Annotated in this window: 20 protein-coding genes and 4 pseudogenes; 18 read left to right on the forward strand and 6 right to left on the reverse strand. The window is 45.5% G+C overall.

Annotated elements, in window-relative coordinates:
• The first annotated feature begins 217 nt into the window (after positions 1–217).
• The 3 genes from ACLFWI_RS10800 to ACLFWI_RS10810 all read left to right on the forward strand — a co-directional run bounded on the left by ACLFWI_RS10800 (position 218) and on the right by ACLFWI_RS10810 (position 4,041).
• On the forward strand, positions 218–409 hold the full coding sequence (locus ACLFWI_RS10800; protein WP_446412954.1) for a hypothetical protein: 192 nt from the start codon (positions 218–220) through the stop codon (positions 407–409).
• Positions 410–634: 225 nt separating this feature from the next.
• Entirely contained in the window at positions 635–2,014 is a 1,380-nt protein-coding gene (locus ACLFWI_RS10805) for a HEAT repeat domain-containing protein (protein ID WP_446412955.1), read from the forward strand.
• Positions 2,015–2,697: 683 nt separating this feature from the next.
• Positions 2,698–4,041, forward strand: a complete 1,344-nt coding sequence (locus tag ACLFWI_RS10810; protein WP_446412956.1) for a MurT ligase domain-containing protein — start codon at positions 2,698–2,700, stop codon at positions 4,039–4,041.
• 41 nt (positions 4,042–4,082) lie between these two features.
• On the opposite strand, the gene ACLFWI_RS10815 is transcribed toward ACLFWI_RS10810, so the two are convergent.
• Positions 4,083–4,538, reverse strand: a complete 456-nt coding sequence (locus ACLFWI_RS10815) for a DUF29 domain-containing protein (RefSeq protein ID WP_446412957.1) — start codon at positions 4,536–4,538, stop codon at positions 4,083–4,085.
• Between the two features lie 41 nt (positions 4,539–4,579).
• Positions 4,580–4,795, reverse strand: coding sequence for a TylF/MycF/NovP-related O-methyltransferase (locus tag ACLFWI_RS10820; RefSeq protein WP_446412971.1), 216 nt, complete (start codon positions 4,793–4,795; stop codon positions 4,580–4,582).
• 619 nt (positions 4,796–5,414) lie between these two features.
• Between ACLFWI_RS10820 and ACLFWI_RS10825 the strand changes: the two genes are divergently transcribed.
• From ACLFWI_RS10825 to ACLFWI_RS10835, 3 genes are all read left to right on the forward strand, one after another.
• On the forward strand, positions 5,415–6,233 hold the full coding sequence (locus ACLFWI_RS10825; RefSeq protein ID WP_446412958.1) for a type 1 glutamine amidotransferase: 819 nt from the start codon (positions 5,415–5,417) through the stop codon (positions 6,231–6,233).
• Between the two features lie 125 nt (positions 6,234–6,358).
• Entirely contained in the window at positions 6,359–7,114 is a 756-nt protein-coding gene (locus ACLFWI_RS10830) for a hypothetical protein (protein ID WP_446412959.1), read from the forward strand.
• A 127-nt stretch (positions 7,115–7,241) separates the two neighbouring features.
• The gene (locus ACLFWI_RS10835; RefSeq protein ID WP_446408441.1) at positions 7,242–7,712 is read left to right on the forward strand and encodes a hypothetical protein; all 471 of its coding nucleotides are present in this window, start codon (positions 7,242–7,244) and stop codon (positions 7,710–7,712) included.
• A 72-nt stretch (positions 7,713–7,784) separates the two neighbouring features.
• Here the strand turns inward: ACLFWI_RS10835 and ACLFWI_RS10840 are convergent, their stop codons facing one another.
• Positions 7,785–8,438, reverse strand: a complete 654-nt coding sequence (locus ACLFWI_RS10840; RefSeq protein ID WP_446412960.1) for a Uma2 family endonuclease — start codon at positions 8,436–8,438, stop codon at positions 7,785–7,787.
• A 144-nt stretch (positions 8,439–8,582) separates the two neighbouring features.
• Here ACLFWI_RS10840 and ACLFWI_RS10845 point away from each other — a divergent pair, with 144 nt between their 5' ends.
• From ACLFWI_RS10845 to ACLFWI_RS10855, 3 genes are all read left to right on the forward strand, one after another.
• Positions 8,583–10,253 carry a two-partner secretion domain-containing protein gene (locus tag ACLFWI_RS10845; RefSeq protein ID WP_446412961.1) on the forward strand — a complete coding sequence of 557 codons (1,671 nt, stop codon included), beginning with the start codon at positions 8,583–8,585 and terminating at the stop codon, positions 10,251–10,253.
• A 220-nt stretch (positions 10,254–10,473) separates the two neighbouring features.
• On the forward strand, positions 10,474–10,974 hold the full coding sequence (locus tag ACLFWI_RS10850) for a Spy/CpxP family protein refolding chaperone (RefSeq protein ID WP_446412962.1): 501 nt from the start codon (positions 10,474–10,476) through the stop codon (positions 10,972–10,974).
• Positions 10,919–11,398: a POTRA domain-containing protein gene (locus tag ACLFWI_RS10855; RefSeq protein ID WP_446412972.1), complete on the forward strand. Its 480-nt coding sequence runs from the start codon at positions 10,919–10,921 to the stop codon at positions 11,396–11,398. Before ACLFWI_RS10850 ends, ACLFWI_RS10855 begins: the two co-directional genes overlap by 56 nt.
• 14 nt (positions 11,399–11,412) lie before the next feature.
• On the opposite strand, the gene ACLFWI_RS10860 is transcribed toward ACLFWI_RS10855, so the two are convergent.
• Entirely contained in the window at positions 11,413–11,673 is a 261-nt protein-coding gene (locus ACLFWI_RS10860) for a hypothetical protein (RefSeq protein WP_446412963.1), read from the reverse strand.
• Positions 11,624–12,055 carry an ATP-binding protein gene (locus ACLFWI_RS10865; RefSeq protein ID WP_446412964.1) on the reverse strand — a complete coding sequence of 144 codons (432 nt, stop codon included), beginning with the start codon at positions 12,053–12,055 and terminating at the stop codon, positions 11,624–11,626. The genes ACLFWI_RS10860 and ACLFWI_RS10865 overlap by 50 nt, the downstream gene beginning before the upstream one ends.
• Between ACLFWI_RS10865 and ACLFWI_RS10870 the strand changes: the two genes are divergently transcribed.
• From ACLFWI_RS10870 to ACLFWI_RS10880, 3 genes and pseudogenes are all read left to right on the forward strand, one after another.
• Positions 12,046–12,405 carry an Hpt domain-containing protein gene (locus tag ACLFWI_RS10870; protein ID WP_446412965.1) on the forward strand — a complete coding sequence of 120 codons (360 nt, stop codon included), beginning with the start codon at positions 12,046–12,048 and terminating at the stop codon, positions 12,403–12,405. The two genes, ACLFWI_RS10865 and ACLFWI_RS10870, sit on opposite strands and share 10 nt — an antisense overlap.
• 110 nt (positions 12,406–12,515) lie before the next feature.
• Positions 12,516–12,752, forward strand: coding sequence for a ChpI protein (locus tag ACLFWI_RS10875; RefSeq protein WP_446412966.1), 237 nt, complete (start codon positions 12,516–12,518; stop codon positions 12,750–12,752).
• Positions 12,752–12,874: pseudogene (locus ACLFWI_RS10880) on the forward strand (type II toxin-antitoxin system PemK/MazF family toxin); the annotation flags it as partial. The gene ACLFWI_RS10875 and the pseudogene ACLFWI_RS10880, both read left to right, overlap by 1 nt.
• Positions 12,875–12,907: 33 nt before the next feature.
• Here ACLFWI_RS10880 and ACLFWI_RS10885 read toward each other — a convergent pair.
• Positions 12,908–14,110 carry an RNA-guided endonuclease InsQ/TnpB family protein gene (locus tag ACLFWI_RS10885; RefSeq protein ID WP_446412967.1) on the reverse strand — a complete coding sequence of 401 codons (1,203 nt, stop codon included), beginning with the start codon at positions 14,108–14,110 and terminating at the stop codon, positions 12,908–12,910.
• Between the two features lie 199 nt (positions 14,111–14,309).
• On the opposite strand from ACLFWI_RS10885, the gene ACLFWI_RS10890 reads away from it, so the two are divergent.
• The 6 genes and pseudogenes from ACLFWI_RS10890 to ACLFWI_RS10915 all read left to right on the forward strand — a co-directional run.
• A complete protein-coding gene (locus tag ACLFWI_RS10890) occupies positions 14,310–14,528 on the forward strand; it encodes a type II toxin-antitoxin system PemK/MazF family toxin (protein ID WP_446412968.1) in 219 nt (72 codons plus the stop codon).
• Positions 14,529–15,229: 701 nt separating this feature from the next.
• Positions 15,230–15,439, forward strand: coding sequence for a response regulator (locus ACLFWI_RS10895; protein ID WP_446412969.1), 210 nt, complete (start codon positions 15,230–15,232; stop codon positions 15,437–15,439).
• Positions 15,432–15,947, forward strand: coding sequence for a chemotaxis protein CheC (locus ACLFWI_RS10900; RefSeq protein ID WP_446412970.1), 516 nt, complete (start codon positions 15,432–15,434; stop codon positions 15,945–15,947). Before ACLFWI_RS10895 ends, ACLFWI_RS10900 begins: the two co-directional genes overlap by 8 nt.
• 67 nt (positions 15,948–16,014) lie before the next feature.
• Positions 16,015–16,323, forward strand: a pseudogene (locus ACLFWI_RS10905) (HAMP domain-containing protein); the annotation flags it as partial.
• Positions 16,324–16,470: 147 nt separating this feature from the next.
• A pseudogene (locus ACLFWI_RS10910) lies at positions 16,471–17,881 on the forward strand (methyl-accepting chemotaxis protein); the annotation flags it as partial.
• Positions 17,882–17,953: 72 nt separating this feature from the next.
• A pseudogene (locus ACLFWI_RS10915) lies at positions 17,954–18,082 on the forward strand (chemotaxis protein CheB); the annotation flags it as partial.
• Positions 18,083–18,407: the final 325 nt, after the last annotated feature.

Here is an 18,407-nt window from a genome sequence, read left to right on the forward strand (position 1 = left end):
GGTATGAATAGTCCTGGTTGCCCTAATTTTCTCTCATCACAATGAATTAGCCCTGGTACCAACTGGGGGGGTTTAGTTGCATCTGGGTGAACAAGCAACACTATACTAGTAGTCAAACTCCCCCCTACAGACGCACCAGGGAACATCTGGAAAACATAAAGTTACGCAAAAATAAGGAACTGATACAATAATAGATTTTCATCTGGGTGAAGATTTTTTGGGGTTAGCCAATGGACTGACCTTTGAACAGCTGACCATCACTCAGGGAAGCGGTGGGAATAAGGGTCATGCTCTGATCAATTCTGGTGATGAAACATTAGCCCGTCTCAAAGGCGTAGACGCGAATGACCTAATCGCCATTGCCTCTGGCAGTGCCGCGATCGCAGATCCAGTTTTTGTTGACGTATAGCTGAGTTCTGCTATGGCGTCTTTCGATTACTTCTTTCGCAATCGGATTTTTTGTCCGTGATAACTTACAACGGACTAAGTCGGTCGGTGGAAAAAACCGAACTATGTTAAGTTCTGTAAATGTTCCTCAACCCCTTACATAAACGTAGCTTGCTTCTCGCGAAGCGAGTATGACAAATGACAAATGACGAATGACAAATGACAAATGACTTTTGACGTTTGACTTGTGACTTATTTAATGACTAACCCTGATAATGCTTCAGTCGTGCATAAAATTCGCTCCTTAGCCCGAATGCGCTCAGAACAATCGATTCCAGTTTTCCTGCAAGGACTCAACCAGGACGATAATAGCGTACAGGCTTGGGCGGCGTGGGGACTGGCACAAATTGGTAGTGATCTGGTAGTGACTCATTTACTTGCAGCCTTGGGAGATTCATCCCCGCAGGTGCGAAAGTGGGCAACATGGGCATTAGGGGAAATCGGTAGTGAACAGGCATTTACGGGACTTTTGGACGCCCTAAACCATGAGGATGCTCAAGTCCGTTGGCGGGCGGCGACGGCGTTGGGACGTATCGCCAATCCCGTGGCAATTGACCCACTCCTACAGGTTTTGCGGGAAGATGAGGATCACTATGTTCGCGGTAGAGCGACATGGGCGTTAGGACAACTCAGAAGTGATGCCGCACTCGAAGACTTAAAACGGGCACTCTATGACCCAGACTTTTATATTCACACCAAAGCCGTCTATGCCTTAGGAAATCTGGCGAGCGAAGACGCGGTTTCTATTCTCCTGGAAGGGCTTTATCATCCTGTCTTAGAAGTTCGGGCGGCTTCTGTGTCCGTATTAGGTGAAATTGGCACTGAAACTGCCATTGCGGGAATTTTACAGTCACTTAGCGATGGAGATGTCTTTGTCCGCACACGAGTGGTGGAAGCCTTGGGAAATATTGGCACACCCACAGTGATAGCGGGTATTCGACAAGCGCTTAATGATGAAGATGCTTATGTTCGAGATAGAGCAGCGGCGGTGATTGAAAAACTCAAGGGGGCGATGAATCGCGACGTGCAGGATACCCCAGCAATGGCGGCGAGTTCTATTCAAATTCCGGGTTTACCTAAACTCTGGATTGGTTCATTTAGTGAAGCCAGTGAATATCTCTGGTCGAAAACGCCAGGGTCATCTATTCACTATCTGATTTCCATTGGTTCTCCAGGGGTTGCTCCGCCTCCGGGTTATACTCGCATTCCTCACCATTTGCGATTAGAGTTTGATGATATTGATACGCCCCATGATGATCCCGAATATGTCTTGCCGACAGTAGAACATATCCTGCAAATTATCGAATTTACCAATTTGATTTCGTCGAACCAGGGGGATTTACTTATCCATTGTCAATCTGGAGTGAGTCGTTCGGCGGCGGTGGCGTTGATTGTTTGTGCTGAGTTATTGGGCGTGGGTAGAGAGGAAGATGCCCTTGCCAATGTTTTATCCGTTAGACCTCAAGCCCTGCCAAATCTGTGGATTGTTCAGTTAGCCGATGATATTTTAAATTGCGGGGGTCGATTGGTTCAAGTGGTGCAACAGCATCATGACGCGGTGAAATAGTTTTGACCGGAAACTTGGGTCGCAAGCCCCGTCCTTCGACAGGCTCAGGAACACCTTCAAGGACGGCTTTTTTGTGTTATTATAATAAGTGGTTGGAACCCCCACCTAAGCTTGCAGCGATATACACTCCATAGGAGTTGAAACCGGGACCGCAGCCCGCAATAGGGAAAGACTGAAGGGCAACGGACGACCCGACCTGGAGGCAAACAAAAACAGTATTCTTTCTTGTTTTTGATCTAAACGATACATGTAGTCGCGGGAGGGCATTCCGAGACTTAAAACGGACAGGGAGCGCGTGTAAGACCTGTTTCAGGCTGTGCGTGTAGAGCTGTCAACCCCATTCAGCGACCACCCCGAAAAAGGTGGCGTGGTGAGGAATCCCTGTGCGTTCACGCCAGGGAGGATGTCAATCTTCGCTACCATCGAGGACATGGCGTCTGTGTAGGGGCGGGTTTCACTATTATCGCTGCTTCCCTAACCCAGATGCGACTAAACCCGCCCTGACCAAGGTGGGAGTGAAAGGTTTATAGTGGGCGATACGGGCGTTTACAGCGAAGACAGCGCAACTACGAACTTACGCAAATAGGTAGAATATTATGCTGACGAGCTATAGATAGCTGAGTAAATAACCTAGTATAAGCTCAGCGAACCAAAAAGCTGCCCCATCTGGGAGGAGTGTGGATGTGAGTCAATCAGTGCTAGATCAAGTGCGTCTGAGTTTATCGGTAGGCGCAGCTAAAAGCGTTACCTCGTTGGTGCGAGGATTCCGTTTAGGGGCAGCGAGCGTATTGCCAGGGTCTATTGCCCGTAGAATTCAACCTCATGCTTTGCCGTTGCTTTTGGCACAGGTACGGCGTGGGGTGATTCTGATTGTGGGGACGAATGGGAAAACCACGACGGCTTTGTTGTTGCGGACTCTGTTAGAGCGTCAGGGGTGGCGAGTGGCGCATAATGTCACGGGTGCGAATTTAATTAATGGCTTGGTGACGGCGTTGATGGAGCATACCAATGTTGTGGGTGTGCTGGATGCCGATTATGCCATTTTAGAAGTGGATGAAAATATCTTACCCTTGCTGTTGCAGGATTGTCAGCCCCAGGTGATTTTGGGCTTAAATTTGTTTCGAGATCAGCTCGATCGCTACGGGGAAGTGGATACGATTAGTCAGCGCTGGCTCAACGCGATCGCACCGCTTCCTGCTCAAACACGGGTGATTTTGAATGCCGATGATCCGACACTGTGTCATTTGGGTCAGCAGTTATCACAAACGGTGCGATTTTTTGGTCTGAATGAACCTGATCGCTATTTGGAAGAAATTCCCCATGCCGTAGACTCGATTTACTGTCCCAGTTGCGGCTATCCCCTGGATTACAAGGGGGTTTACTTGTCTCATTTAGGGGACTATCACTGCGCCAGTTGCGGCTTTAAGAAAAGTTCCTTAGCTGTCAATAGTCAGGAGTGGCCCCAAATCTTAATTGGCATTTATAACAAATATAATACCCTGGCTGCTGGATTAGTGGCAGAGGAATTGGGTATTGAGCGGGCGGACATTTACGACAGGGTTAAAACCTTCAAGGCTGCATTTGGACGCGCTGAGGAATTGGTGTTTCAGGGCAAGAATGTGCGAATTCTGTTGTCGAAAAATCCGGTAGGGATGAATGAAACCATCCGGGCAGTTCATGATATCCAAAAACAGGGGGGAGCTTCGACCAAGTTAGTTGTATTGAATGACCGTACCCCAGATGGCACCGATGTGTCTTGGATTTGGGACGTGGATACCGAGAAGCTCGTGGCGTTAGGCGGAACGATTGTGGTGAGTGGCGATCGCGTTTATGATATGGCATTGCGCCTCAAGTATTCTCAATCTGAGGCAGAACATCCTTGTGAGTTAATTATTAAAGGGGATTTACAGGAGGCGATTAAGACGGCATTAGAGCATACACCAGCCGATGAAACGTTGCATATTTTACCCACTTATTCTGCCATGTTAGAAGTGCGAGGATTGCTGACGGGACGGCAGATTTTGTGAGTTGTCATTGGTCATTAACGCATCCGACAAAACCAGTGATTCTAGCTTTTTTCGGGTAGCCAGTTCATCTCTAATAATTGGTCGAGGGTATAAGGGCAGTTTTCGGGAAAATCCACCTCATATCCTGTCTTTTGTTTCACGTAGTTTAATGCTTTTTCATAAATTTTAACTTGGTTTTCCTGGAGGTGATTTCGTAAATTTTGGGTTAAATCTTCATTGATTTGGGTTCTAAAACTCATAATTTCGGCTTGCCAATGATTGGCATTATAATCATGTTCGGCTGTCCAATATTGCCAAAGTAGCAAATGTCGGATAATCTGTTCTAGAAACCGTTCAACTGTTTTTTTCTCTCGCCGACTCAAGTCTTCCAACTCCTCAATTAAATGGTCTTTGTCCAACTCATTGAATCGGTTTTCTTTTAACAAACTAATGGTTCGCGCTAACCATTGGTCATATTCAACCTCATAAAGTGATGCTAAGTTCATATTCACCGTCATGTTTACCTCTACTTATTCACATCAATTTCTAACTTATAGCCTTAAAGTTTTTCTAAAATGAATTGACCTGCTTGGATTAGTACAGTTTTGCATAAACTTTGTGATCGAAACTCATCGACAGCTTTTTTCACTCCATCTTCCCACCACTTTTGTGTTGCACCATAATCATCTCCAGTTATGTAGCCACCTGTTTTGACTTTTGGGTAATAAGTTTCTAGATCCTTTTTGACAAATTCGTATAGATGATTACCATCAATTAACTAAAAGCATATTTTTCTTAAACTCGCTATTTATATGAATTGCTGCTTATACTACCACAGTAAAGGAAAAACAGCAGGGTATAGGGAAAACTATAACTAAAACTTTTAATTCAGTCAGATTTGATTTGATATTTGTTGCTTAACATAGCTTAACGAGCAAAAAAACTGTGAGAATTATTTGCAATAAGCAACGAAATTGCGTGGATTCAGCGATTTGTCTATACTAATAATGGGTCTTTTTTATGTGCATTTTTAGGGAAAGCCGCCTCAAAGTAAGCTGAACCCCTTGATTTTGCGTCGAAAAGCGGTACTCCTCGCGCTCAAGTCCGTTGGAGTTCGATGCATGTATTTTTGTAAAAATCGAAATCTTTTTTTGAGGAAAATGATAAAAAACGGTATAATTCATCGCTAATTTTATGACTTGCTGAATAAGGGTGGGTTGGGTTGAACTGTTAGCGGTTAGGGAGGGCGGGTTTTGTTGTTCATTTATCGGTGAATGTGGGAATTGGATGGCTAAACCCGCCCCTACCCCGCCCCTACACCCGCCCTTACGTGACTTCTTTCCGTTTCCGCTCCAATCAGGCTGTAAAACTTAGATAGACATGAACCAAAAACGATGAATCCTGAACACCTAGAACTAACGATTGGCTGGCTATACCCGACCCTAATGAGTACCTACGGCGATCGCGGCAATGTGATCTGCTTGCAACAACGCGCTCAATGGCGGGGGATTCGGGTGAATGTCCTACCCCTCGACCAGCAAACCTCGGCTGACCAATTCCATCACGTTGATGTGTTTATGGGGGGTGGCGCCCAAGACCGACAACAGGAAATAGTCATGCGAGACTTGCGGGGGGCAAAAGCGGATACGTTGCGGCAGAAACTGGAAACCGGCACCCCTGGAGTATTTACCTGCGGTTCCCCGCAACTGTTGGGTCACTATTACGAACCCGCCTTAGGTCAACGGATTGAAGGACTAGGGTTATTGGATTTTGTCAGTAAGCATCCCGGACCTAATGCCCGTCGCTGTATTGGCAATGTTGTCTTTGAGTTAACCGCCTCTCCCCTTGCCCAGGACTTAGAACAGATGCTGGGACGCAAGCCGATTGTGATTGGCTTTGAAAATCATGGCGGGCGTACCTATTTGGGGGATGTCTCTCCTCTGGGTAAGGTGGTGAAAGGCTACGGGAATAATGGCGAGGATGGCATGGAAGGGGCATTTTATCGAAACGCGATCGCGACCTACTCCCATGGTCCACTTTTACCCAAGAATCCCTTTATCGCCGATTGGCTGATCCAAACCGGATTAAAACAAAAGTACCAAACCCCTATCACTTTGACGCCCCTAGATGATACGTTAGCAAAGCAAGCACGGGCAGCGATGTTAAAACGCCTCTCGCTGACCAACCTGGCTCAAGAACCCGTAAACTGTTGAGATAGGCAACGTGCCAATCAACGGCTTAAGTTAGGTTAGAGCCAGCTAAGGCTGGGCTGTCAGTCAAGGAAATGCCATCGTTACCGTAATTCGCTTACGCTCAAGAGAAAATTGCAAGCAGGGATATGACCGGAAAAGTAATTGATAGCAGTACTACAGGGATTCTGATTCTCCTACTCCCGATCGCGTTTGTATTCGTCCTATTGTTTAAAACGTGGCCCTATCTGCTTGCGCTTTTGGTTTTGATTATTCTGTTGAAAATTTGGCAGCAGTATCGGTGGCTGCAATGGAGTAAGCAAGTCAATCCCTTCTTCAATCAGCTGATCAAAGACAATCAGGGTTGCTTGACTCCCCTAGACTTGTCGATAAAAGCGAACATCTCTGGAACCGCCGCCCAGCGATACTTGGATAGAAAGGCAGAAGAATTTGGGGCGAAGCGGCGAGACTACGAGGATAAAGGTATTGTCTATTACTTTCTCACTGCCAATGCACTGGGAAGTATCTTTGACAGTAGTGAACCGCTACCGGAACAAGAGTCTGAATCCTTGACCAATCAAGCCCCAAAGCTGGTTCAATGGCTGATGGAGGATGAGATGGAGGAGGAGATAGAGGAGGAGTCTGAAACTGAGGAAGCGGAAATTCAAGACAAAGCCGAATCCCCACCGGAGACGCCATCACCTCAAATCGAGGATGAGGAGAAAGAGGGTCAGACTTTGATTCAGGCAGAATTAGCCAAGCGACTCGATGTTCATTCAAGTACGATCGGCAAGCGCAAATCTGATCCGGATTTTGCCCAATGGAGTCAAAGTAAAGATCCAGACGGAGTTGCTTGGGAATATTCACCGGAAACCAAGGAGTTTTTGCCTGTGGAGGAGTCTTAGTCATTTGTCATTCGTCATTTGTCCTTTGCTAGGAAATAGTACCCTCCTACTCTTACTGAAGAATAGGCGATCGCGAACCGACGGTGTACAATAATCTATTTGGGCTTCATACCATACCATCATTGCCATGAAGATTGTTACACGCCTACTTGTATCTACCCTAGCGCTGTTTTCAGTGACAACAGTTCAGATTACCGCAACCGCTAGACCCCTAAACGAATCGGAGCAAGAAGTCGAAGCTCAAATTCGAGCAGTCATTGAAGCCCAAGACGAGGAGGGCTATCAATTGGTATTTCCGCGAACGGTAGCCAGACTCTCTAGAGGGGCGCAAGCACCGAAGACGGTATTTTTATCGCCCAGTCGAGAGTACAGTTTCGTTGCTGTTTGCGATAAGAGTTGTGAGGACGTGGATATCATTGTCGAAGATATGCAAGGTAATGTCATCGCATCTGATATGACCGATTATGCTGTTGCTGTTGTTCCTTTTGTTCCTCCAGCCGAGGATAGATATGAGATTAATGTAAAAATGAGTAAATGCTCGTCTAGGAATAGGGGTTGTGATTTTGGTTTAGGTGTCTTTGTTAAGGCACAGGAGTAACCAAAGAGAACCCAAAACAGGTGCAATTGATCGGTTATTTTTCTGTTGCGATCAATCTCCAATCCCAAAGGCTTAAAACGTTTGAACCTGTTGCTTTACCCAAGTCCGAAACATTTGTTCTGCTTCTACTTCGTCTTGTTGTGCTTGATTAAGAAATTCGGAGAGATTTTCTTTGGCAATAAACGGAAAAGTGGGACTAGACTCCACTTCCTGGTATTGTCCAGACTGTAGTTGATAAATTCGCCAGAGTCGCCCATTATATCGCCAAAATTCCGATACCCCCAGAGTAGCGTAGAGTTGTAACTTGTCAATATCGGTATGGGTAATATCAATTTCAACCACTAAATCCGGAGGCGGATCATGCTGGAGATCGACGTTTCGCCCAGCGACAAGATGTTGATTTTGAATATAATAAGCATTGTCGGGTTCGGGACTGCGATCAAGGTCTTCTCGTTCTAAGGTAGTAGACCCCATTGTTTTGATTTTCATCCCCATTTCAACAACTAAAATGCGAATGAATAATTCGATGAGTCTAGCCGCAAATTCGTGGTCTTCTAGGGGCATAGTAATCTCCAGAATACCGAGATTATAAGTGAGACGGGCGGCACGATTTTCGCCTAAAGCGTGCAATATTTGCTGGTAGGCTTGCCAGTTGAGATGGTGAAAGGTAACTCGCTTTTCACCAAAAGGTTGGGGAATCGTTGAGAGTGGAACTGAACTGACCATGGTAGGAGTTAGCTAAGGCTTGGTTTCTTTCCATGCTAGTCTAGCGATCGCATTATCTCCACCAACAAATGACTGCGCCTTGGCGATCGGGAGCAGGTGGGACAAGCTTATGCTATTATTAATGGAATTATTGAGGAATGCAGGATGTTAAGCCTCAAGCCACTCGGATTTTCCATCGCGATCGCTACAGCTTTACTTTCTCTGAGCCTTGATAGTAAACCGATTAAAGCTCAATCCATAACACCTGCGGCTGATGGTACAGGTACTGTAATTACTATCGATGGCAATCGTATCGATATTAGCAGCGGTATGTTGTCCGGAGATGGCAGCAATCTCTTCCACAGGTTTGAGCAATTTGGCTTGAGTCAAGAGCAAACTGCCAACTTTCTCTCCAACCCAGAAATTCGCAACATTTTGGCGGGAGTTGTCGGTGGGGAAGCGTCCCTAATTAATGGGTTGATTCAGGTTACAGGGGGAAATTCTAACCTGTTTTTAATGAATCCGGCTGGAATTGTTTTTGGCACTCAGGCGAGTTTAAACGTTCCGGCGGCTTTCACGGTGACAACAGCCAGCAGTATTGGGTTTGACGGTGGTCAGTTTAACACTGTGGGTGACAATAATTATTCAGCGCTCATGGGTGATCCCACTAATTTTTCCTTTGCCATGGAACAGCCAGGAAGCATTATTAATGCGGCTGATTTGGCAGTGAATCAGGGGCAAAAGCTGACGGTTGTTGCCGGAAATGTGATTAATACAGGAACATTCTCTGCACCTGGGGGAACAATCAGCATTGCGACTGTACCGGGAACCAGTCAGGTGGTGATTAATCAAGAAAATATGGCATTGGGTTTAAAACTGGATGTAGCCGATTTAAATGATAATGGGATTGGTGATATCTCGCCTGCAAGTCTGGCGCAGTTAGTCACAGGTGGAACTCTCATTCCAGCAACCGAAATTCAAGTTGATGATCAGGGTCAAGTCTGGTTAAAAGCTTCAAATCAGCCAATTCCTACGGAAACCGGAACCACTGTTGTTTCTGGAATGCTTGATGCTTCTGATAGTGGAACGGGGGGAACGGTTCAGCTTATAGGGCAGCAATTAAATTTATATGATGCAGAAATTAAGAGTGGCACAGTATTGCTTGAGTCGATAGGGGATATCTCTCTTGTTTCTGGAACTATCTATGCTTCTGATACTATTAGCTTTTATGGTGGCAACATAACGGATACCACTACGAATGGAGAAGTTGCTCAGGGTAACATTAATATTGATGATGACAGCATAGCTTTTTCGGTTAGTGATACTCAGGTAATTTTTGGGGACAATATTGTTAATGATCAGACCGATTCAGACCCAGGTGGTAGTATAACTATTACCGTTACTGATGAGATAACTCCTAACGGGAATGATTCTAGCGATGATGGCAGCATAACGATTACCAGTGATGGAGGAATTACCAACGAGAACGGTTCTAGTAGTGAGGAAACTATTGGCGGAAATTCTGGAGGGACAATTGTTCTTGATCCCGGAATCAATACAGAGACTCCAGACACTGATTCTAATACTTCTGAAGAGACTCTGGAAACGGATACTGAAACCGTTGGCATCAATGCGGTAAACTCTGAAATAGATCCAAAAACGATTGAAGATGATATCGATTCCTCAGATTTACCAATTACTCCAGTTGTCAATCAAGCCGTTAATCCAGCTACGATGCAGTCATTAATCACATGCAAACTGAAATCGGACAAAAGATTTATCAAAGATATTGCACTACCGCCGAAAATGGGGTTGATTGCGAAGAATAAAAAGTAAATCCTTATTTTTTTGTTTATCAATTGATTTATTAGAGAGTGTTTGTCAAGCAAAATTAATTTAGTGTAGGGTGGGTTAGGCGGATACTTCATCAGGAAGATGACCTTTTAATGAGGTGTCCGCTGTAACCCACCAATCACTTTACTTAAAAGGACGGAAGCCAGCTCAAATCTGTTGCCAAGGCTTGTGAAAACAGTATCAGTTAATTGTTGTCGAGTTAATGATTGGCAAATTTGGTATCAGTCAGCCAGCCGTTTTTGAGGTAAAAAATATCATGTGGCTACGTCATATTTCTGCAATCACAATCTTAGCTTTTTCCCTAACTCCTGCTAACACTTTAGCTGAATCCAACCCTATCCCACCCCAGTTGCAAGCCCAAAGGATAGAGACGTACACATCCCCTGATCCCTCACAAATCGTAGAAGAATTAGGATTAACCGAGAAGCAAATTGCTCAACTTAATCAAATCCGCCGCCAATTTAGTCCCTTAATTGAACCTCTATACGAGGAATGGAACGAAGCGCAACAAGAACTAGAAACATTAATCGTCAGCGCCGACGCCTCAGAAACTCAGGTGCGCCAAAAGTATGATGATGTTGAAGCGTTACGATCGCAAAATCATTGGGGGAATTACCCTGACTTCAACACTCGAACAGGGTTACGCTTTGGCAAATCCTCCCCTAACTTTACCCGAACCTACCGAACATTTTCCTGCCTTTGATTTCGCCCAACAACCTAACCCCAACGAAGACCGATTTCTCCAACCGACTCCCGAACCTATTCCTTCTGAACCAACAGAAACCGAACCCGTTTTACCAACCCCGGAAGAACCCGTTCAACCGCCCCCAAGTGAATCAACGGAAACCACAATTGATGTTAACCGTATCGAAGTTGTGGGGAGTACCGTTTTTGGTGCAGAGGAGTTTAATCCGATTATTCAACCCTTAGAAGGACGCACTGTTACTATAAACGAACTTCAGAATGCCACCGATGCGATCGCGCACCAGTTTGCGAATATAATTAAAGTCGGAATTTGTCATTGGTCATTGGTCATTGGTCATTTGTCATTGGTCATTTGTCATTGGTCATTGGTCATTGGTCATTTGTCATTGGTCATTGGTCATTGGTCATTTGTCAGGGAATAGGGAACACTTTGACCCTACAAACTCGGTTCTTTGTCTGGCATTTCGGTAGAGTTAGATACATGGGTTAAATGAGTTGCGATCGCGGCGTAAGCTTTGTCAATTTTGCTGGCTTTGTTTGTATAGTGAGAAATGGGTAATCCTTCTTGCTGCGATCGATAAACTAAAACCGAATAAGGAACCACAAACACAGGATCTGAACGTTCCTGGAGACTTGACTCAATTTCATCAGACGGATTTAACTGGCTGGATTTCCGGGATTGACTGGTTTGGCTCAATCACGGGTTGTTTATCCTCACTAATTTCCGATTGGCGATCGCGCACCTGAAACCCTGGAGAACCGTTGTTCAAAACAGCCGACAAATGAATCAGAGGCATGATATGCTGGCGATATTGAATCACTTCTTGATCGCCCAAATATTCGATGCGATCGCGGGAAAATTCTTCTAGGCGTGATACCTTGTTTTCGGGATCAATTCCTTTGCCATCATCAGACACTTCAATATTAACGTGTCCGCTTTCGTGATAGGCGCGGAGTAACAAGCGCCCTACTTGAGATTTTCCGGCGGCTGTCCTCATGTCTGGGGTGTCTAAACCATGATCCAGACAATTGCGGACAAGATGGGTTAGGGGATTCGCGATCGCTTCGATTGATCGCATCCACAGTAGCAGAGGTTTCACCCCTTGATCCAGAAACCTTTGAGGAGTTAAAAGATTTAATGGGAGAGGATGCACAGGACTTTTGGCTAGAAATTGTGCATAAATTCCGTCAAGCTGCACCCCTGCACCTGCAAGGGATTCGAGAGGCGATTACCCAACAAGACACCGCCGCGATTCAAGCCACCGCCCATAAGTTACGGGGTGCTTGTATGACGGTTGGGGCAATGCCATTATCTCAATTATGCAGTGAACTGGAACAGATAGGACAGGCGGGAACAACTGAAGGAACCGAGGTGATACTGTCTCGCATCGAGGCTGAATATCAACGGGTCAAGACAGCTTTGCCGTGACATCCTCCCCCACCAAATCAAAGATTATGGTGTGGGCTTCCTTCACATCACCTATTGCGCTAGTTGTAAAAATTCGATACTCTACGAGTATAACTATAGTTATACTTATCATGAAAACAGCCATTTCAATTCCTGATCCGCTTTTTGACACAGCGGAACAATTTGCAAAACGCATGGGATTATCTCGGAGTCAGCTTTATGCGGTGGCACTTCAAGACTACTTGCAAGCACATAAACAGGATCAGATTACTCAACAGTTAGATGCAGTCTATGCCGATGAAAACAGCAGTCTTGATCCTCTGTTTGTCCAGCTACAAGCTCATACGTTATCTGAGGAAAATTGGTGATGCAGCGAGGTGAAATTTGGTGGGCAGATCTGCCAACACCTGTTGCGTCTGAACCTGGATATCGTAGACCCGTTCTGATCATTCAGTCAGATGAGTTTAATCGTAGTCGAATTCGGACTTTGACATCCTCCCCGGCGTAAAACGCACGGGGATTCCTACCAGTCGAACAGCGATAACTGCACGTACTCTCGGTGGGTTGACGGTTCACCACACACCGCCTCAACTGAGGTCTTACACGCGCTCCCCGTCCGTTTAACGTCGTGGGTATGCCCTACCCCGACTCTTTCTATATTTGCTGAAGCGTTATCGTCTCGGTCGTGTTCTATGCCACAATTGACACAGACAATCGTCCTCACCGATAGGTCTAACTTGCCCCATCGGTAGCCGCACTCAGAACAAACTTGACTGGTGGGTTCCCATCGGTCGATGACTCGAAAATCCCGATTGTGTTTGCAAGCTTTACCCTTACACAATGAGCGGAATTCATGCCAGCCAGCTTGACTAATTGCCCGTGATAATTTGCGGTTTTTAAGCATACCACCAACGTTCAAATTCTCTAAGGCAATCACTTGGTTATCGTTAACTACCTTGGTGGATAACTTATGCAGGAAATCCTTGCGCTTATCCCGGATTTGGGCATTGAGCTTGGCTACTTTAACCCGCATCCGTTCTCGCCGTTTGCTCCCCTTTTGCCGCTTGGATAACCGCCTTGAAGAGCGCTTTAGCTTGCGGTAGAGCAGAGAATAATCTGGACTATCAATCTTTTCCCGGTTGCTGCAAGAGGCAAAGGTTTTTAACCCAAGATCGATCCCGATTGATGGGTTCTTGGGTGGTTGAATTACATGGTCTACCTCTACAACAAAACTGAGAAAGTACCTGCCAGCACAGTCTTTAATCACCGTGACTGAAGTCGGTTCAGATGGCAGAGGACGTGACCACTTGACTTTGACGTTCCCAACCTTGGCTAAGTAGACTTTGGACGCCTTAATCTTAAACCCACGTTGAGTGAACCGCGCCGTTTGACGGTTGGTTTTCCGTTTAAACCGTGGCGGGTTTACCTTCTTACCTTTGCGTTTGCCAGACCGGGATTGAAAGAAGTTTTTATATGCTACCCCTAGATCGGCAACTGATTGCTGAAGGGGAACAACTGATACCTGCCCTAACCATTCTCTTTGCTCATGTTTCTTAGCTTGAGTAATACATAGTTTCTGAAGTTCACTATTTTTAGGTAGCTTGTCCGATTGCTTGCACAGCGCTAGCGCATCATTCCAGACTACCCGCACACAACCAAATAGCCGCGCTAATAACTGACGCTGACCAGGGGTGGGATAGATTCTAAACTGGTATCGGCTTTTCATGCTACTATGATATCATATTGATATCGTTTTTGACCAAATGAAACAAGTATTAATCAGATGCTCTGATGCTGAGTTCAAAAAACTAAAACAGTATTGCGTCCAAACGGAAAGGACGCAAAATGACGTGTTAAGGGAGCTTATTCGCAATTTGGACAAAAAGTCGCCCTAGAAGGGCGAGGCTTCAGACCCATCTTTTCCGGTGATTGTTGCTGTGTTGACAAGCAATCTTCGGCTGGCTGAAGCGCCAGGTAACATTTTGGTGACAACAAATGAAACGGGTTTACCCCAGGATTCGGTTGTGAATGTGTCCCAAGTGATTACTGTGGACAAGTCGTTTTTAACGGAGCCGATCAGCCAAGTCAGCGATCGCGTGATGTTGCGTGTTGACGACGGTCTTCGTTTAGTTCTAGCGCTATAGAGCTTGAGGTGACGGCATATATTGAGCGCCCAGTTTTTAGTATAGAACAGATCTCTGACAAAAGTTACGACATTTGGCGTAGGCTCAACCTTTTGACCTAGAGAGAAAATTTGATAAAATTTAACATAAGCGCAAAAACAGGGCATAGACTGAATCGCTAACTCATCCAGGAAGTGCATCAAACCTTACAAGCGGTGCGTCAACGTCTACGTGTATCAGTCTAAATCTACCATTTTATTATTCCCTATCGGCAAAAAATAAACCGTGCATTCCATTCTGGTAACGGATGGAAGAAATTGGCTAACGAGGGTTCTTCATTATCAGTACCTTACGCAGGTACATCATATCTGGTGGGTTTCGACTTCGCAAGAGCCCACCCTAAATTCGACTTCGCAAGAGTCCACCCTAAAGAATAGAGGCTTTGCGTAAGACCTAAGTACAAAAAGGTATCGCTAAACGTTCGCGTTTGGCGTGATCAGTAGTTGGACAAAATATAGCAAAAGGCAGAAGGCAGAGAGAGGGCAGAAGGCAGAAGGGAAAAGATTGACTGGTCAAGGTTTCAGCATTTTGCTGTGTCCTAATCGCCTTGGCGACTGCTATAAAACAAAACCGTACTAAGTTTTGCCAACAAACCTCAAACCCTTACAAAGGACAAATGACAAAGGACGAATGACGAACTCTTTAGCTTTCTCAATAATTCCATGCTGATTTCTGATTTCAATAACAATCAAAAAAAGTCTGCCCAAGTCCTCATCGTCGATGATGAAGAAACTCAGCGACTGTTGATGCGACGAGTGATAGAAAAGGAAGGATATCAGATTCTGGAAGCATCCGACGGTTTAGACTGCCTCAGAACCTGTAAAAAGACCTCTCCCGATATTATTTTAAGGGATGTTGAGCGAAATGATTGACTATAATATCCGGTTGCAAATTCCAGAAGTGGAAATATTACCCCTTTTGGAGATGCAAAACCAACAAAAAAAACGCTTAGTATCTGATCCACTTTCTGCTGTAAAGTTACCGTTTAGTGGCTCATTCGCGGGAAATGCCCAGCTTATTTTTCCTACGGAAAGTGCCGCCATGTTAGTCTCAGTTCTCACGGGTGAAGATGTAGAAAGTCCGGATCTGGATTCTCTAAAAATTAGTACCTTGAGTGAAGTTGGGAATATTCTCCTCAATGGCGTTATGGGTTCAATTAGTAATATACTGGAGCAACAACTGGACTATGCGATTCCTTGCTACGAAGAGGAAGATATTGACCATATTCTGTCCTTTAAAATGGGCTACAACGAGGCTCATGTGCTTTTAGCACAGACTCATTTTGATATTGAAGAACTCCAAGTTAAGGGTGATATTGTCCTGTTTTTTGATGTCAATTCATTTCAGTTATTACTCAACGCGATCGCAGCGGTTGATTAATCGGCTAGGGATGCACCAAAGACATAAGACATAAGACGAATGACGAATAACAAATGACGAATAACAAATGACGAATAACAAACTCGTGAAAAATCGTAAACCTGGACGTGCTGTTTTTTTTGAAGATCCGGAGGGTGTCGAAAATCAGGAAACCGAAAAAACGGTTACCACTGAATCCAATCATTTCTCAGCCAATGAACCTGATCCTGTTGATCTACCAAGTGAACCATTGAAATCTGAAACCTCTCTAGAAACTGAACTCAGTTCCAAATCCTTACAAGAACTTAAAAAAGCCCTGGCAGCAGTAAGAGATGGTGACTTTTCTGTTCGCCTTTCTGCTGAGAACGGTTTCGGGGAACTGGCGACTATTTTTAATCAAATGGTGACGGTGAACCAAACCTTTACCACTGAACTGGTTGACATGGGCAAAACCGTTGCTCAAGAGGGCAAAGTGAGTAAACAGTATTCCCGTCCAGAATTGCAAGGTTCGTGGCGGACTAATGTGGATGCCGTTAATGAAATTATTAATAGCTTAGTTAGCCCCACGATTGAGATTGCCCGAGTCCTCCATGCCGTTGCTAAAGGTGATTTATCCCAAAAAATTGCCTTAGAAATTGAAGGGAAACCCTTAAAAGGGCTCTTTCGCCGGATTAGTACAACGGTGAATAAAATGGTTGATCAACTGAATACCTTTGCCGTGGAAGTCACCCAGGTTGCCCGTGACGTAGGCATTGAAGGAAAACTGGGCGGACAAGCTGAGGTGCCAGGGGTTTCCGGGATCTGGAAAGAACTCACCGATAACGTAAATCTAATGGCAAAAAATCTCACTGATCAGGTACGCAGTATTACCACCGTTGCTACGGCGATTAGTGAGGGTAATTTGAGTGAAAAAATCACCGTTGAGGCACAGGGAGAAATCTTAGCCTTAAAAGATACCTTGAACCAAATGGTTGATCGCTTGCATACAATTGTCACCGAGATAACTCAAGTCAGCCAAGACGTTGGTATTGAAGGTAAATTGGGCGGACAAGCCACAGTTGACGGCTTATCCGGTAGCTGGCTAAGTTTAACCCAGACTGTCAATTTTATGGCGGCACATCTAACCGAACAAGTCCGCAATATTGCCGCCGTTTCTACGGCTGTCGCCCAGGGAGATTTGTCCAAAAAAATTACTGTAGAGGCGAAATCTGACGCTAGAAAGCCAAACCATGGGGGCGACAGCCGAAGAAACCTCCGTTCAAGCCGCTACCGTTTCCACCGCTGCTGAACAAGTGAGTACCAATACCCAATCCGTCGCCATTGGCATGGAACAAATGCACGCCAGCATCAAAGAAATTGCCAAAAGTGCCGCTGAAGCCACCACCGTCGCCACCACCGCCGTCACCACCGCCGAAACCACCAATCAAACCATTGCTCAATTAGGGGTAAGCAGTACAGAAATTGGCAAAATTGTCAAGTTAATTACCTCAATTGCCCAACAAACCAACCTCCTCGCCCTCAACCCCACCATAGAAGCCGCCCGCGCCGGAGAAGCCGGGAAAGGATTTGCCGTGGTTGCCAACGAGGTGAAAGAATTGGCAAAACAAACCGCCAATGCCACAGAAGACATCAGCCAGAAAGTCGAAGCGATACAAGCAGACACCAAGCATTCCGTGGATGCGATCGCCCAGATTACTACCATTATTCATCAAATCAACGATTTTCAGACCACGATTGCCAGTGCGGTGGAGGAACAAACCGCCACGACGAATGAAATCGCCCGTAACATCAACCAAGTCTCCCTCGGTTCCCAAGAAATTGCCCGCAACATTACAGGTGTCGCGGATGCGGCTCAAAACACCGCCCAAAGTGCCAGCAACACTCAAAATTCAGCCCTAGAACTCTCAAAAACGGCGAATGAACTTGAACAACTTGTCGGGCAATTTAAATATTAACGGACTCTTGACAAATGACTCTTGACAAATGACAAATGACAAATGACCATAAATATCCTTGTTGTTGATGACTCGATTTGGGTGCAGGATGAAGCCACCAGTGTTGTTTGGGGAATGCCAGGAATGGTGGCAAATTCGGGGTTAGCGGATAGGGTGATTCCGTTACCAGATATTGCGGCTGAGATTATCCGTTGCGTTTAACTATTTAGAGGATGAGAATTACACCCAGAAACCGTAGGGGCGCACCGACGTGCGCCCGTGTCAACTTAAGACTTTGTATAACTAGCGCTCAAAGTTTAGATCCCCCTCGCATCCCCCATGCAAAAAAAGCGAAGCAACATCTGATCTCCCCCTTTTTAAGGGGGACGGAAGGGGGATCAAAAAGGGGGGCTAGGGGGGATCTCTTACTTAAGTAAGGGTTTCAGCCTTAAGTTGACACCAATGACCGACGTGCACCCGATTTAATTGTCAGGTTGATTCCTGGATAAAATACGATGATAGGGCTAAAGCCCTTACTACAAACCTG

Source organism: Coleofasciculus sp. (assembly GCF_046539235.1).
In the GTDB taxonomy this organism is placed as follows: domain Bacteria; phylum Cyanobacteriota; class Cyanobacteriia; order Cyanobacteriales; family Coleofasciculaceae; genus Coleofasciculus.